Here is a 17,103-nt window from a genome sequence, read left to right as displayed (position 1 = left end):
ATTCTCAATTCGTAGCCGCTGCGACCACTGATGATTCAAGTTTTTCCAGAAAGTCCGTCAATGACTCCACCGTTGATGCAAACCAGACGACGTGCCCATCCAATTTTTCCTCCCAATAGATACGAACTGCTGGACTCAAATAGTAAGCGCTCGCCAGATAGGTGGTATCTTCGAGATGATCAAACGGTACGGTCAATGTCGCCCAGCAAACTTTCGTGTCGAGATTCTTCTTTAAAGAATCCGGATACTCCACATTTCTCACATCTACCAGGCCTAGCCCGTGATCCTCGACAAGCAACTCGAGCAGGTCATCCTCGCTGATCAACTGCTTTTCAGATACCAGAATAGACAACAGACTGACCTGCATAGAGTTGGAGTCAGACGAAACGAACTCCGCAAGCCGATCGTTGGCCTCGTCAAGGTCATCAATCGAGACAAGCCCTTTCTCCACCAGACTGGCTCCAAGGAGCCGATTGGCACGCACAATAAGTGGCTTGAGACTGGCCATTGAGGGATTGGTTAAGGCTTAGTTGCTGTTGAGTCGTCGTTAGCGGTTTCCGCTCTTTGAACTCTCGGCTTCTTTTTCCTTAGCTTTAGCCTGAGTTACCTTTTCCCATATAAGTTCTTTTAGTTCAGCTAATCCCTCCTCCGTCAAACATGAGACTGGCTGGATGGCAACGTCGCGAGTTTTCTCGAATATTTTAAGATTTTCTACCGCCGATTCTTCATCCATCTTATTGGCTACCAATAGCTTAGGCTTTTTTAGCAGCTCTGGATCATAAGCCCCCAACTCTTGTATAAGCTGGTCATAGTCAGCCCATGGCTCCCGAACATCAATTCCCGACATGTCTATAATAAGGGTAAGTAAAAAACAGCGTTCGATGTGCCTCAAAAATCGATGCCCTAAGCCTCGGTTTTCGCTCGCACCGTCGATCAGCCCAGGAATATCAGCTATCTCTAGTGTCTTGTAACGTTCTGGGTATTCGATAACTCCAATTTGAGGGTGTAGGGTCGTGAACGGGTAGGCCGCCACCTTGGGACGGGCATTCGTTATCAGACTCGTCAAGGTTGATTTACCCGCATTCGGGTACCCCACCAAGCCGATGTCCGCGATACTCTTAAGAATTAGCTTAAACTCTCCCGACCCGCCCGGTTCGCCTGGATTAGCTCTTCTGGGGGCTCGATTCACCGAGCTTTTGAATTTTTTGTTTCCCCAACCTCCGTTGCCTCCCTCAAGCAGGACCTTGGTTTCGCCATGCTCGAGAATTTCGGCCACAATTTGGCCCGTTTCCAGATCCACCACTATCGTTCCCGGTGGCACCGTCAGCACACAGTTTTTTCCTTGGGCACCGCTCTGATCTGAACCCCGACCATGTTCGCCGCGACCGCCGTTCCAATGCGGCTGAAAACGATAACGGGTGAGGTTATTCTCGTTGCTGGAACCCTCCAGAATGACGTCCCCTCCTTTACCGCCATCTCCCCCATTGGGTCCTCCGAAAGCTTCATACTTTTCACGACGAAAACTTACACAGCCTCGGCCGCCATCTCCCGCTTGCAACTTCACTTTAGTCTCGTCGACGAACATGCCGCAGAACCAATAGGACACCTTCTACATAATGCAACCCCTGCATAGGGTTAAAGTGATCCGCTTGGACTTACACGGATTATCGGTGTAATCCAAATTATCTGAGTTCGAATACTTCGATCAACGCGATTCCTTCATCTCCTTCGAATCCTCTCGCTATCGCCGTATACAGGCCCGGTTCCAACCAGACCAGCATCGCGGAGTCCTTCGAACCGAAATTCAAAGGCGTCGCGCCCGAGGATTCAAAGGCACTCATTAAGCCCCTCGCGGGTCCCCTTACCGCACTCCCATTCGAACTCGGCCGAGATCCTTCACTCCAGTCATCATTGGCAGCAATTGGCACCGACTCGGAATACAGTTCAAGCCAAGGATCTGCCAGGGGTTCAGAAATTCCACGGTCGCCCAAGGCTGGTCCGAGCACTCTGATCAGGACTCGTTTAGGCTCGAATCCTGAAACCACAAAACCGGCAATCAAGGGACTCTCTTGTCCCTTTACTTTACCTCTCGTGGATACATTGAACAGAGAGGGCTCTGATTCGCCTGGGTCATCGAAAATCTCAAAAAGTCCATCACCTTCACCTCCATTAGAATCGAGGAGAGCCGTGTAGAGCCCGGGATCTAATTCCAAAAGCATCGCCGCGTCCATACTCCCGGAAGGAAGCGGAGAAGCCTGTACTCGGCTCGAAAACTCAATGAGCTCCTCCAAATTGGGTTGGCTACTCCAAAACTCATTAACCGCGATTACCTCACTTCCACTAAAAATCCTGATTCGCGGATTCTGAAGAAAGTTTACCAATCCTCTATTTTCTAATTCGGGCCCTAAGCCTCTAATAAGCACAGTTCTTGGCTGAGTTCCAGCAAGGACAAATCCACCAATTAATACATTCTCCCCTGAGCTGGAAAAACCTCTCGTTGAGAGGTTCACGTATCGGTTTACTGGATCAAGGCTACTTTTTCGTAGATAAATGCTACGGGCTTCATCTCCAACGCTGACCTCACCTCTAACTCTCCCATTTCCTGAATCTATTCTTCCCAAGATTGTTGCACCGTCGTTAACCAAAAGGCTAAAAGTTCCATCTTTGGATACAACCCCTTGGGTTAATTCGGATTGAGCGCCTGTTTGCCAAAGATACGCTTCTCCGTTTTGCAGAACTTTGAGGTCTAAAGATCGTCCACCATCACCGATAGCACCTCCAGAATAGAAGCCATCAAAACCAGTTACCAAGTTGTTCGGTTTAATATTATGGCCTGAAAAAGTAATGTCCGAATCCTCGATCTGGCCAACGACCTCACCATCAATCGTACCCGTAATTCGAAAAGAAAGAAAAGGATCTGTCTCAAAATCGCCAAATGGATCAATTGAAATGGGCTCCCGAATTCTAAAGACTTCGGCATCTTCATCAAATATAGTGATATTTCCCATGCGTCGCCCTTCCTCTACCTCCACCCAAAGGGTTCCGCCTGTAGAAGTAGTTCCCGTATATACCCCCGGTTCAATTTTAGGAGGATCGCTTACTAGATCGTATCTATAATAACGAACGCCGAAGGAGCTGGAAGCCTTTAAAACAATGCTTATATTTAAATTTTCTGGATTCCGCACTTCAACAGAGGATCCATCCGCATCGCCCAATGACACTCCGATAGAATCATCAACGAGGCTCCATTGAAAATCGGCATTGGGCGCATTGCCAGAAGCATCCCTCAAGCCCAAGGAAACTGAATCGCTCGTAACGCTATCAGGCAGTTCCGATATCGAATAAGCATCCCAAACTGCAGACGCGTATCGAGCAGCTAGCAAAGAGACTTCCTCTTTATCTATTAGACGATTAAAGACTCGAACCTCGTCCATTTGGCCATCCCAGGCCCGAGTTCCGTCCGCACGATCCCCGAGATAGGATTCACCACCTCCAATCGTCTGCTCACCAACGGGAATCCTCTGTAACCGCACCTTTTGCTCCACTCCATTTATGTAGAGTTTCGGTGTATTCGCCGTTTCTCTACTATCGTAACTCGCTAGGACGTGTATCCACTCGCCTTCAAGAACCGTATCTGGTGGTGAATTCCAAACTCCGAAGTCTCCTGTCCGATTCGAATAGAATTTCAACGTATTCGCATTACCGTCAGGCACATCCGAAATTCCTCTGGTTGAAAAATAGAGGTAGTAGTCCGGCATGTTAATAATTCGCGGATGGGGACTTGATAATAAGTCATCCGCTTTCACAAACGCAGACAGTGTGACGATCGGCGAGAAACTTGCGTTAAACCGGGCAAAACTGGAGGTACCATCGAAGTCTACACCACGATCTAGTGGCGTATCCACGCGGGTGGCGCCTACAAGCTCCGCATTACCGTTTCCAACGCTATCCACTAGCAAGGTTCCATTCTCTCTAAAGTTCCACGAATGGAGTAGACCTGTAGTCACATCAGCTATCGCTCCTGGATCCACAACCACTATCTTCTCAAGCTCTCTCACTATCCCAAGTTTCTCTGCAGTGAATCTAAAACGATATGCTCCCGGAGAGCTGAATTGAATCGAATAGATTCGATCGGAAATCTCTTGAATCCGGACGTCACTTTCCGCCCCTAGATACTCAAACGCTACATCCGCGTCGCCTGATGCCTCTAACTTAAAGTCGACCGTGAAATCACTATCAGGTAGGAGGATCAAGTGTGGCTCATGGCCTTTGACTGAGAGCGTGTGTCCCGCTAAATCCATTTCTAGCATCGCAAGCAAATCGAGTCGTCCCCCAGTCGAAATTTTTCCTGATAAGCTTTCTAGCGGCTTTGCAGTATCAAAAACTCGCTGACGCATTTCCTTTGCCGACAGTCCAGGTTCGTATGTCGCTAGCAAAGCTATTGCACCCGCAACAATCGGCGACGCCATAGAGGTTCCAGTCAGAAACTCATAATCGTCGTCAAGGTAGGTCGAATACACTTCTTGACCCGGTGCGGCGATATCGACACTTTCAATACCATAATTCGAACCGAAAGACAGGGCATCTCCTTGAGTGGAACTGGCTACAGAAATAATGTTTGCCTCTGGAAATCCTGCTGGATACTGGGAACTACTCGCCGCATCTATATCCTCGCTAGCGTTTCCCGCTGCTGCGACAAAAACGATTCCGATGTCCTCATGGACTTGAATCGCAGCCCTCGCGACATTATTCGGGGAGCTCGACCCGTAAGAATTGTTAGTAGCGACTACATTTACTCCTTTCTGTTTCAAACTCGAAACATAGCGTAACGCTTCCGCGATAGCGGAACTTGAAAGTCCAGTATTATCCCCAACCTTGAGAGGTAGCACCTTGATATTCCAACCGACACCCGTCGTCCCTATTCCGTTATTTCCCCTTGCCCCCACTATTCCCGAAATGTGAGTACCATGTCCGGTCTCATCATTCGGATTCGCATCGTCATCGAGAAAATCCCAACCTCTCACATCGTCAATAAACCCATTACTGTCATCATCGATTCCATTGTTGGGAATCTCGTCCGTATTCATAAAAATATTTTCAACCAAATCTGGGTGTGAGGTGAGACACCCCGTGTCAATAACCGCGACAACGACATCATCTTCACCAGTTGAAAACTCCCAAGCATCTGGGGCTCCAATCTGATCAAGGTGCCATTGGAGAGAGGACAAATATTCCGCTGGTTCCGCTGAAACAAAATGTAGATCGTCCCGCGAAACGACTGTATTCGGAAATTTCATGCGCAGTCCACTTAGCAGATCGCGATAGCCTGAAACACTAGGCTTAAGAAGCTTTATCTGAACAAAGCTCGAGAGTCTTGATTTCCTCGATATAAAACCATCCGCTAGTTCTAAGTATTCTTCGAGAGCTACTTTATCGACAAATAGCGGGTTCGCGTCAAATATCACTTCATCCCCGACTGAAGCGTACTGGTTAACTAACGACAGTTCGCCTCCGAGTTCTTTTTCATAAATTTGCTCAACGAGCGCCAGACGTTTTCTATCTACACCACTATCAACTAGAAAATAGGCAGTGACTTTTTCCTTTTCCGAACCTGTTGATTCAATTAGTTTATCAATGACCCGACTGTTTTCAAAGCGGCCTGTCGGAACAAACTGTTCTTCGATTAATCCGCTGTACTCCTTCGCATCCTTTACTATGGAATGGCCAATAGAGTCCAGCTTTGTGATTTCGCCCTCTTCAATATGAGACTCAACGAATTCTCTACTTTGATCGGGTAATTCGACCTCAGTCCAGACCCACGACCAATAGGCTAGGACCAAAATTGTGGCGGTAATCGAGATTGCTAGAAACTTTCTTCTCATCTAATTACGCTCTTTATTCAGTCTGGCTAATTCAAACAGATCAAGGCGCCTGACAAAAAGGTTATACGCTCATAAGGCAATTTCGTATTCAAAAAAGCCGCGAGCATAAACCCGCGGCTGATAAAATTAGATCTGTTGCTTCAGAAAGGACCCAAAAAAAGCGATCGGTCCGTGTTCCTCAACTTGTTTCAGACTCGGAAGCGGTCGCCTCTGCCTTCTCTATGCTTGTGAACGTGAGTTTGTCTCCATCGCGGTCAATCGCCACACAATCCTCTTCATTGATTTCGCCGCCAAGCAAGGCTTCAGCTAATGGATCTTCAAGCAATTGCTCGATCGCCCGACGAAGGGGTCTCGCGCCATACTTCTCATCGTAACCCGTATCGATAATGAGTTCTTTCGCGTCTTTCGTCAGTTCAATTGAGATCTTCTTTTCAATCAATCGAGACTGCACTTTCGCAATTTCCAGATCCACGATTTTGAAAAGGTGCTCCCGCTCCAAACTATGGAAAACGATGAGATCGTTAATCCGGTTTAGGAATTCAGGCTTGAAGGTTTTCTTCGCCTCTTCGGTAACGTTCTCCTTGATAGACTCGTAATCGTTGCTCAGAGATTTGGCAGCTCCAAAGCCCATTTTGGTCTGACGCTGAATGGCGGCTGCTCCAACGTTGGTCGTCATGATTATTATGGTGTTACGAAAGTCGATTTCTCGACCTAAGCTATCCGTAAGACGACCCTCTTCGAAAATCTGAAGCATGATTTGGACAACATCTGGGTGGGCCTTTTCAATTTCATCGAAAAGCACAACGGAGTAAGGCTTGCGGCGAACCTGCTCGGAAAGCTGTCCCCCTTCTTCGTGGCCGACATATCCAGGAGGCGAACCTATCATACGCGAAACGGAAAACTTCTCCATGTATTCAGACATATCTACCTGAATAATCGAATTGCTATCGCCAAACATCTTTTCAGCCAGCGTTTGAGCAAGAAACGTTTTTCCCACACCGGTCGGTCCAAGGAACATGAACGCTCCTATTGGACGATTCGGATCCTTCAAGTCTGCCCGACTCCGACGAAGCGCTTTTGCAATCGTTGAGCACGCCTCATCTTGACCAATAACGGTCTGTTGAAGTTCGGTAGCCAATTGAAGCAGACGTTCTGTCTCCTTCCTTTCCATGCGGTTCAGTGGAATTCCAGTCCAGTCAGCCACGACTTTCATCATGTCTTCTTCGTCCACCGTGATTCGATTTTCTTCGCGACTCTTCTTCCAGTCTTCCAAGACACTTTCTTGCTTAGCTCTAAGCTGCTTCTCCTCGTCACGAAACTTAGCAGCTTCCTCAAAATGCTGCTTGCTGATGGCTTCTTCCTTTTTTGCGCAGACTTCTTCAATGGTCGTGGTCAACGACTCAATTTCCGGAGGTCTCGCCAAAGAAGCAATACGGGCCTTCGAACCCGCCTCATCCATAATATCAATCGCTTTGTCCGGAAGGAACCGTGCGGTGATGTAACGCTCGGAGAGCTTTGCGGCCGCCTCTAGCGACTTATCTGTAAAAATCGCTTTGTGGTGCTCCTCGTACTTATGGCGGATGCCTTTCAAAATCAGTATGGTGTCTTCAACACTCGGCGCATCGACTTGTACGCTTTGAAAACGTCGATCCAGAGCACTGTCTTTTTCGATGTACTTGCGGTATTCGTTTAGGGTGGTTGCCCCAATACATTGAAGTTCACCTCGCGAAAGTGCAGGCTTGAAAATATTAGACGCATCCATGGCACCTTCAGCGGCACCCGCACCGACGATCGTATGGAGTTCATCGATAAATATGATGATATTCCCCGCTCTTTTGATTTCGTCCATCACGGCTTTTATCCGCTCTTCGAATTGTCCGCGGTATTTTGTACCAGCGACCATGAGAGCCAAATCAAGCGTAATTAGACGCTTGTCTACGAGTATTTCCGGGATGACCCCACTTGCGATTTCTTGGGCAAGTCCTTCTGCGATAGCCGTTTTGCCAACTCCTGCTTCCCCGATAAGAACAGGATTGTTCTTCGTCCGACGACACAAGATCTGTATCACACGGCGGATTTCCGACTTTCGACCGACCACCGGATCCAATTCACCATTTTTGGCAAGCTCCGTTAAGTCCCTGCCAAAGGCCTTTAATGCAGGTGTCTTGGTATCCTTCTTTTCGTCACCAGATTGACCTCTTGGAGCCGCAATCGCATCTTCCGTTTCACCTGAGAATTGAGGGTCCAGTTCTCTTAGAATTTCGTTGCGCGTACGTTCTATATCTACTTCGAGCGATTTGAGAACCCGTGCTGCCACCCCTTCCCCTTCACGTAAAAGGCCCAACAGAATATGCTCTGTCCCTACGTAACTGTGATTAAGAGCCTTCGCTTCCTTTCCAGCCAGTGCGAGCACCTTCTTCACTCGAGGCGTATAAGGAATGCTTCCGGAAGCTTTTCCCTCCGGTCCTGAGCCCACTTGCTTTTCTACCGCACTTCGAACGGTTTCCAGATCGAGGCCCATTTTCTGGAGTACACTAACCGCTACCCCCTGGCCCAACTTAATAAGGCCCAGAAGAATATGCTCGGTTCCCACGTAATTGTGATGGAATCGGTCCGCCTCTTTCCTCGCAAGAGCGAGTACTTGCTGCGCGCGAGGGGTGAAATTGTTCATAGGTTCCATAAAATTCTATTCCTTTTCTCCTTTGCTTGAATCCGCCTCCGTAGAGTCTTCCCGCTTCTCAACCTTTTCCATAGAAAACAACGGTCTTTCGACATTCTCAAACTGTTTTCTTAAATATTCAGACCGGAAAGCGTCGCGTTCATTCGTATCGATGGATTTCCCCGCGAGGTGTTGTATGTGCCCTGGTTGACATTCGATAAACATTCGGTCGACTGTGTTCCTTGTTTCTTCAGAAAACATTTCAAGATCGACACCGAAACGGACAAGTGAAGCCAAGTTCATGCACTCACTAGAGCTGAGCAGGTGGCTGTTCTGAAGAATTCCATAGGCACGGCCAATCTTGTCGAAAAGCTTGTTGGGGTCTTTTTCTAGGATTTTCTCCCTCGCATTCATTTCTTGATCAATGATCGTCTTTAGAACCGCTGACAGGCGCTTGATGATTTCCTCTTCAGACTCGCCCAAAGTGGTCTGGTTAGAAATCTGGAAAATGCTGCCACTCGCATCAGACCCTTCGCCAAAAAGACCGCGTACGGCAATTCCGAGCTGATTGACGGCCCGAACAACTTTCTCCATTTGATTGGAAATCACCAGCGCAGGCAAATGCATCATCGCTGAGGCACGCATTCCAGTGCCAACATTAGTCGGACAGGCGGTCAGGAATCCGATGCGAGACGAAAACGCGTAGTCGAGCTCATCTTCGAGAGTGCTATCCACAACATTTACAGAGTTCCAAGCTTGTTTGAAACGATAGCCCGATTTGATGACCTGAATCCGAAGATGATCCTCCTCATTGATCATGACGGAAACCGACTGGTCTTTGCTAATGACGACCCCCGCTTTTTCTGGAGCTCCGGATAGCTCGCGACTGATTAGATGCCGCTCAACTAAAATCTGTTTTTCTAGTTCAGAAAGTTCCTCAACCTCTGCGGTTATACCGCGCTTCATTTGGTTTAGCGACGCCACGGCGGGTAAACATGTCTCAAGTACCTGGGTTCGCTGAGGCAGTTTGGCCCAACTTGGAAAAGGAGTTTCACTCAAATTTCGGGCCAATCGAATACGCGTCATCAATACGACCGGGCACTTCTTGGCGCTCCCTTCAGTCATCTCTGACTTACCGTCAAATATACTTTCAATCAGCATAGTGCCTAAGCGGTTTCCTCCGCTTTCTTGGCCTTTTTCAATTCAAGGATTTGATCCCTGTATCGAGCCGCCTCCTCGTAATGCTCCTTTTGAATCGCCTCTTCTAAATCACTTTCTAAAGTGCTAACTCGGTCTTCGAAGCTTTTACGCTCGACCGCACGCCCAGGCACCTTGCCCTTGTGCTTGTCCCCTCGGTGCATCCCCGCTAGGGCGGACGAAAGAAGAGGCCCAAAGGTCTCGTAGCAGTGCTCGCACCCCAAACGGCCGGTTTTCTTGAACTCCTTCTGCGTGTATCCGCATTCCGGGCATTCTTCGAACGAATCCAACACTTCCGACAAGCTCTCGCTTTCCTCACCTGGCTTGACTAGGAGATCCGCCAGAGAGTATCCGTTTGGATCCGTTATGCCCTTCGATTCAGCACACGATTCGCAAAGATCTATCTTGTGAATCTGGTTATTGAGAATCTGCGTCAGATGCACCGTTGCAGACTTGTCACAAAGATCACATTTCAAAGATTTGGCCATATAATATTGGTACCTTAGTTTGTCCTTAAAATCCAACGATAAAACGCCCACGTTGATACAAATCCCAACGCACGAGACGCGCCAACAATTACATCGAATGAAAATTCGTTAACGAGAAAGCCCCAAACAAGGCAATTTCGAGCTGCCCTGCCCCAAGCTTTTGATCCTTTTTTGACGCTAATGTTCAAGAGTTAAAGTTACGCCTACCCCAAAAGGCAATTTTTTCCCGCCCTCCGAAGCATTTCAAATTACTCGAGCATCGTGCCCCGAGTTGAAACCTCCTCATGAAACGCCGCATGCAAGCTTTGAGTCACTGGGCCCGGATTGCCTGTCCCAATTACGCGGCCATCCAAATTGACTACTGGGATTAGCTCCGCTGCGGTACCCGTCAAAAAGCACTCGTCCGCATTCCATATTTCATGGCGGGTCAAGTTGCATTCCTTGACCGGAATGTTCGCTTTTTCTGCCAGTTCGATAACGGCACTCCGCGTAATTCCCCTCAATGCCCCGTTCGATACATCCGGCGTATAGAGCGTACCTTTGTGAATGATGAAAACATTGTCACCCGTACACTCGGCCACGTAACCTTGGTCGTTCAACATAATAGCCTCCAACGCTCCGTGTTGGGCCGCTTCCATTTTCGCCAGTATATTGTTCAAATAGTTAAGTGATTTTATGGCAGGATTCAAGGCAGCTGGACCCGACCGACGCGTAGGCACCGTTACGATTGAAAGCCCTACTTTATAATGATCCTCAGGGTAGAGCCGGATCGTATCCGCAATGATGATGACTGACGCGTTTGAGCAGGAAGCGGGCGAAAGCCCAAGATCCCCTTTTCCGCGAGTCACTAGCAACCGGATGTAGCCATCCTCGATACCATTTATTTTGCAAGACTCACAAATCGCCTTCGACAGTGCCTCAGGAGCCATGGGGATGTTCAGCAAAATGTCTTTGGCGGAATACCAAAGCCGTTCAAGGTGCTCGTCTAGACGGTAAATGCACTTCCGGTAAACGCGAATTCCTTCAAAAATGCCGTCTCCATAAAGGAGGCCATGATCGAATACCGATATTTTTGCGTCGTCTTTATCAACAAAGGCTCCATCCAGAAAAACTTTCATCCGCCCTATATCTGGTAGTTCAAGTCCCGCTTGCAAAGAAATTCTGACCGATAGAGAGAAATGCTTTGGGCACACTCATTTTACGGCCAACATCAGGGAATCCACTAGAGACCCCTAAGAAAAACATCCGACCCAATCCTACTACCAATCCGGTTAAGGTGTAAATTCACTCAATCTTACTTGAACTATTGCCCGTTCGGCCTGACCTTGTAATTGTTCCGTAGTTGCTCCAAGATTGAATCAACCAACAAAGCTCAGCTAAATTTCCTAAATGAAGAACCGTAACTCAACGCTCAATCGCTCGGAAGGTTTCACCTTAATCGAGGTTCTCACCGTAATTGCGATCATCGCGATTCTGTCCGCAATTCTAGTCCCGACGGTTACACAAATGCGTGAAACAGCTAGGAAGACCAAGGACCTCAACAATCTGCGACAAATTATCAACGCCTCTCTTTTGTTCGCTAGCCAGAACAGCGAGCGATTTGTGAGCCAAAACAGCAGTGTAGACTCAAATGGAAGAGTATTAACAACTGGCGGCTCAGGCGATCTTGACGACGTTATTGCCACTTTAGCAGCCGGTGCGGGCCTGAACGAATTAAATACATGGGTAAGTGACAGTGATGGAGCAGCAGTTCAGTTGAATGGACCTGTTCCGGCACTTACTGGAGCCATGGGGTCTGTTACTCTTAACACAGCTTTGACCGGGGAAACTGTCTCTTACGAGTATGCATTGAATCTTACGACAGCTTCCCCATCCACCACCCCTTTAGCCTTCTCCCGAATGGAAGATAGCTCAGCACCTCTATGGGGAACAAACGATATTTATGGCATCGATGGTGGCCATATTGCTTTCGTAGGTGGTAACGTTTCATGGTACGAAACACTAGATGGGAATCTCGTAAATGGTGTTGGATCTACTGCAAACAATTTAAACGAGGCCTTCGTATCTGTGCCTGGACTTCAATCTCCTGGAACGGTATCTATCGCAACGAATCCAACACTTCCGACAAGCTCTGAATGATTCCATAAAAATACTTTCCCCCAAGCTCCTCCACCTTTCATCGGTTGGGGAGCTTTTTTATTTCCGTGTTTTGACCGCCGTTTTCCGGTTGGGATAGAAGGTCCTGCACAAAGGGCAAACCTTCCCGTCGCACCCTCTTGCAGTACAATGCTCCCGTCCGTAATAGATAATCTGCAAATGCAACGCGTTCCAACGGTCAATCGGGAAAAGGGCTTTTAAGTCCCTTTCTGTCTGATCAACGTTTCGTCCCTTCGTAAGCCCCCAACGCTGGGCCAGTCGATGGATATGCGTATCCACCGGAAACGCCGGGTGACCAAATGCTTGGGACATGACGACCGAGGCGGTCTTATGGCCGACTCCGGGTAGTGCTTCCAAGTCATCGAAACAAGCCGGCACTTCGCTATCGAACTTATCGACCAGTATCTGAGAAAGATCCCTTATCGCCTGAGACTTTCGGGGAGACAATCCGCAAGGTCTAATGATTTCCCGAATCGCTTCCGCCTCCACCTTTGCCATATCCACCGGATTGTCTGCCAGTTTCCATAGAGCTGGGGTCGTCTTATTTACCCGAAGATCCGTGCACTGCGCAGAAAGCAGTACCGCTACCAGCAACGTGTACGGATCCTTGTGGTCGAGAGGAATTGGCGGATCCGGATAAAGCCGATCCAATTCCCTATCCACAATAGCAGCTCTCTCTTTTTTCAGCATAGCTGACGTTACTGCCAACAAACAGGAATCACGCAACGGCTTTTTAGATGTTGATTGGTCTCCCCTCAGAAATGGCGAGCGCTTGCCCTACACCTTGTTGGTCACCCTCTTGGCTAGATTCTCTGCGGCATAGCGCGAACGCTAGCCCTGCGAACGGATTTCCATCCATTCAAAAGCGCCCCGAAAATATCTATTCCACATTTCATATTGATTTGCCTTTCCGCCGTCCTACTCTGCGCTACATGCCACTGATGCAGAAGACTTCCGCCATGATCAACCCATCCAGTCAAGAGCTGGAAAAGAAGGATACCTTCCTACGTCGCCACATCGGGATCACCGATAACGAAGCTTTAAAAATGGTCCAAACGCTCGGGTTCGATTCGCTCGATTCGCTTATCAATCAAACGGTTCCTTCAAACATCCGGATCTCAGGAATCGACGGCCTGCCCAGCCCAGCTGGTGAGCATGACATGCTCGCTGAAATCAGAACGATCGCCTCCAAAAACTCCTCCATCAAATCGCTCATTGGTCTTGGATATTCTAATACGATCACACCCCCTCCTATCCTAAGAAACATCCTGGAAAACCCAGGCTGGTATACACAATACACTCCTTACCAGGCCGAGATTTCCCAAGGCCGAATGGAAGCGCTTTTGAATTTCCAGACAATGGTCTCAGACCTTACCGGAATGGACATCGCCAATGCCTCCCTTTTGGACGAAGGCACTGCTGCAGCGGAAGCGATGACGATGGCGTACGGGCTCAATGGTCGACCCAAAAAGAAGGCAGTGCTCATTTCGTCCTCATGCCATCCTCAAACGATTGAGGTCGTGCAAACGAGAGCTGAACCACTTGGCATTGCCACCCAAGTGGTCGACCTCAGCAGTCAGATCGAACTGAATGATGCATTCGCGATTATAATCCAGTATCCAGATACATTTGGAATTGCCGAGGACTTTTCAAAGCTGGCCATGAGAGCCAGCAAGAACAAAGCCCTAGTTATTGCGTGCTGCGACCTTCTTTCGCTTACCTTGCTAAAACCTCCCGGAGAATTCGGGGCTGACATTGCTGTCGGGTCTGCCCAACGTTTTGGAATACCAATGGGTTTTGGCGGGCCGCATGCGGCATTCTTTGCTACCAAAGAAGCCCATAAACGAAAAATTCCTGGTCGTATCATTGGCGTATCCAAGGACTCAAACGGGAACCCCGCCCTTCGGCTAGCCTTGCAAACGCGAGAACAACATATTCGCAGGGACAAGGCGACTAGCAACATTTGCACTGCTCAAGTCCTTCTAGCGAACATCGCAGCCGCATACGGCATCTATCATGGTCCCACAGGACTGAAGGCGATTGCCGAACGTATTCGCAAAATAACGCTCACATCCATTCACCTACTGAAAGAATGGGGATTCTTAATTGCAGATGGCGAACGTTTTGACACAATCACGATACAATCCCCTCAAGCAAAAACGGACGATGTTATGCAATCCATCGAGAATTGCGGGTTTAATGTAAGAAAAGTCAGCAATGATACCATTGGTCTTTCCTTTGACGAAACGGTCTCGGTCGACGAAGCAGTATCGGTTCTCAAAGCCTTCGATCCCGTTCGCTCGCTTACGGTTGATATTTTCGAAACCGCCGCTTCCTCCCTTACAGATTCTATAACACCCTCGCTCGAACGTGCCTCCCCCTTCCTCGAGCACGAAGTGTTCAACAAGTACCAGACGGAAACGGAACTTCTTCGGTACCTAAAACGGCTCGAGAGCAAAGACTTGTCTTTGACGACTTCAATGATCCCGCTCGGTTCATGTACGATGAAGCTAAACGCTGCCGCCGAAATGCAACCGGTCACTTGGCCCGAGTTTAGCAACGTACATCCATTCGCTCCCTCTCATCAGACAACTGGATACATTGAGCTCATCAATCAGCTTGAAACCTGGCTGGCTAGAATAACAGATTTCGCCGCAGTTTCCATTCAGCCCAACGCGGGATCACAAGGTGAATACGCAGGACTGCTCGTCATCAGAGAGTTTCATCAAAGCCAGGGACATACCAACCGAGATGTTTGCTTAATCCCCAATTCAGCTCACGGCACCAATCCAGCGAGCGCTGTCATGGCTGGCATGAAAGTCGTGCCGGTTAGCTGTGATGACTTAGGCAACATTAATGTGGAGGATTTAGAGAAAAAGGCCGAACTGCACCGCGAAAACTTGGCGGCATTGATGATCACTTACCCATCCACCCATGGCGTATTTGAATCCTCTATACAGGAAATTTGCCAAATTATTCATAACAATGGCGGACAGGTCTATATGGACGGAGCGAACATGAACGCCCAATGCGGCCTCACTAGTCCGGGATTTATTGGAGCCGATGTCTGCCACCTAAACCTGCACAAGACATTTTGCATTCCCCATGGAGGCGGAGGACCTGGAGTGGGACCGATTGGAGTAGCGGAGCACCTCAAGCCATTTCTTCCTGGGCACAGCCTCAACTCGCAAGTGGGAGGAGAAAAGCCCATCGGAGCGATTTCCGCAGCGCCCTATGGAAGCGCCGGCATATTACCGATATCCTGGGCGTACATTCGGATGATGGGAAGCAGCGGACTCACCCAAGCCACTAAGATTGCGATCTTAAATGCCAACTACATGGCTAAGCGACTGGAGGCACATTTTCCAATCGTTTACCGGAGCGAAAATGGCCTCGTTGCCCATGAATTCATTATAGACTTCAGACAGTGGAAGGGGCTTGCCGGAATCGAAGTTGAGGATGTCGCCAAACGACTGATGGACTACGGATTCCACGCACCGACAATGTCCTGGCCCGTTCCGGGGACCATGATGATTGAGCCAACCGAAAGCGAATGCAGAGATGAGCTCGATCGACTTTGCGACGCACTCATATCTATCAAGTCAGAGATGGAACGAATTGCTAACGGCGATTGGCCACAAGACGATAACCCTCTCAAAAACGCGCCTCACACCAGTAGTCGAGTTGTATCCGACAACTGGAGTTCACCCTATGGCAGAGAATTGGCGGCTTTCCCTACGACTTGGACTAGAAACTGCAAATATTGGCCAACGGTTGGGCGAGTCGACAACGTCTACGGCGATCGGAATCTAGTCTGCTCTTGTGTGCCCATGTTTGAATACGAAAGTGATTGATTCACTGACATCCAAATTTTCAAGACCTTTTTATCTGACACAATAAGAATATATCTATGGCATTCATTCAGTGCGATTTCTACTCAGAGATTCTCGGAACGCGAGCATCGCTCAATGCAGTCATTCCTTTGCGTGATGAGTCCGGCCAGGAACCTCCTCGAGAGATGCCTGAGCAATATCCGGTACTGTTTTTACTGCACGGATTGCACTCTAACTATTCCGCCTGGTCGCGCTACTCCTCAGTCGAACGTTACGCTTATGAAAAAGGGCTTGCAGTTGTCATGCCTGACGCTGGACGCAGTTTTTACACGAATATGCGTTATGGCTACCGGTACTTTGATTTCTTTTCCCAAGAGCTCCCAGAGGTAGCTAATCGCCTCTTTCCTCTTTCACGAGACCGATCCCAACGATTCATCGCTGGGCTTTCCATGGGTGGGTACGGCGCTTTCAAACTGGCGCTCTCCCATCCCGAGCAATACGCCGCCGCAGCAAGTCTATCAGGAGCGCTTTCGCTAACCCAGATTGAAGACCCCGACCCGCTTCTGCCCGAATGGCCCATTATTTTCGGAGACAATTCGAAGATCGTAAACTCAGAAGATGACCTGCTTTATTTAGCAAAACGCTACTACCAGCAAAAACAGTTCCCTTTACGCCTTTTCCAATGCTGCGGGACGGAGGACTTTCTCTACCAATCCAATCAACATTTTCTTAAGAACGGAAACGAATTAGGGTTGGACCTTCACTACGAGGAGAGTCCCGGTGGTCACGAATGGCAGTATTGGGACGAACAAATAAAGAGAGTTATCGAATGGCTTCCCATTGACAGTGGCGAACGTAAAACAGTCTGAAGCTAATCTCACTCCTTT

The 17,103-nt window shown here is 48.6% G+C and carries 11 protein-coding genes; 3 read left to right on the top strand and 8 right to left on the bottom strand.

Annotated features, from left to right (window positions below; translation table 11 throughout):
• Positions 1-4: 4 nt before the first annotated feature.
• The 7 genes from GA004_RS06855 to ilvE all read right to left on the bottom strand — a co-directional run bounded on the left by GA004_RS06855 (position 5) and on the right by ilvE (position 11,344).
• Positions 5-508 carry a hypothetical protein gene (locus GA004_RS06855; protein WP_283396575.1) on the bottom strand — a complete coding sequence of 168 codons (504 nt, stop codon included), beginning with the start codon at positions 506-508 and terminating at the stop codon, positions 5-7.
• Positions 509-547: 39 nt separating this feature from the next.
• Positions 548-1,585 (bottom strand): GTPase ObgE, encoded by a 1,038-nt coding sequence (gene obgE, locus GA004_RS06850; RefSeq protein ID WP_343218844.1) that lies wholly within the window; start codon positions 1,583-1,585, stop codon positions 548-550.
• 97 nt (positions 1,586-1,682) lie between these two features.
• On the bottom strand, positions 1,683-5,882 hold the full coding sequence (locus tag GA004_RS06845) for a S8 family serine peptidase (protein ID WP_283396573.1): 4,200 nt from the start codon (positions 5,880-5,882) through the stop codon (positions 1,683-1,685).
• A 178-nt stretch (positions 5,883-6,060) separates the two neighbouring features.
• Positions 6,061-8,562: an ATP-dependent Clp protease ATP-binding subunit gene (locus GA004_RS06840; RefSeq protein ID WP_343218826.1), complete on the bottom strand. Its 2,502-nt coding sequence runs from the start codon at positions 8,560-8,562 to the stop codon at positions 6,061-6,063.
• A 6-nt stretch (positions 8,563-8,568) separates the two neighbouring features.
• Positions 8,569-9,702 (bottom strand): protein arginine kinase, encoded by a 1,134-nt coding sequence (locus tag GA004_RS06835; RefSeq protein WP_283396571.1) that lies wholly within the window; start codon positions 9,700-9,702, stop codon positions 8,569-8,571.
• A gap of 5 nt (positions 9,703-9,707) precedes the next feature.
• Positions 9,708-10,226, bottom strand: coding sequence for a UvrB/UvrC motif-containing protein (locus GA004_RS06830; protein ID WP_283396570.1), 519 nt, complete (start codon positions 10,224-10,226; stop codon positions 9,708-9,710).
• 248 nt (positions 10,227-10,474) lie between these two features.
• Positions 10,475-11,344 (bottom strand): branched-chain-amino-acid transaminase, encoded by an 870-nt coding sequence (gene ilvE / locus GA004_RS06825; protein ID WP_283396569.1) that lies wholly within the window; start codon positions 11,342-11,344, stop codon positions 10,475-10,477.
• A gap of 271 nt (positions 11,345-11,615) precedes the next feature.
• Between ilvE and GA004_RS06820 the strand changes: the two genes are divergently transcribed.
• Positions 11,616-12,365, top strand: coding sequence for a type II secretion system protein (locus tag GA004_RS06820; RefSeq protein WP_283396568.1), 750 nt, complete (start codon positions 11,616-11,618; stop codon positions 12,363-12,365).
• A gap of 57 nt (positions 12,366-12,422) precedes the next feature.
• On the opposite strand, the gene nth is transcribed toward GA004_RS06820, so the two are convergent.
• Entirely contained in the window at positions 12,423-13,073 is a 651-nt protein-coding gene (gene nth, locus GA004_RS06815; protein WP_283396567.1) for an endonuclease III, read from the bottom strand.
• A gap of 242 nt (positions 13,074-13,315) precedes the next feature.
• Between nth and gcvP the strand changes: the two genes are divergently transcribed.
• Entirely contained in the window at positions 13,316-16,237 is a 2,922-nt protein-coding gene (gcvP, locus tag GA004_RS06810) for an aminomethyl-transferring glycine dehydrogenase (protein WP_425492927.1), read from the top strand.
• A gap of 56 nt (positions 16,238-16,293) precedes the next feature.
• Positions 16,294-17,085: an alpha/beta hydrolase gene (locus GA004_RS06805; RefSeq protein ID WP_283396565.1), complete on the top strand. Its 792-nt coding sequence runs from the start codon at positions 16,294-16,296 to the stop codon at positions 17,083-17,085.
• Positions 17,086-17,103: the final 18 nt, after the last annotated feature.

Origin of the sequence: Candidatus Pelagisphaera phototrophica (assembly GCF_014529625.1) — a bacterium.
GTDB lineage: Bacteria > Verrucomicrobiota > Verrucomicrobiia > Opitutales > Opitutaceae > Pelagisphaera > Pelagisphaera phototrophica.
The sequence above is the reverse complement of the archived record's forward strand: the minus strand, read 5'-3'. Positions and strand labels throughout refer to the sequence as shown.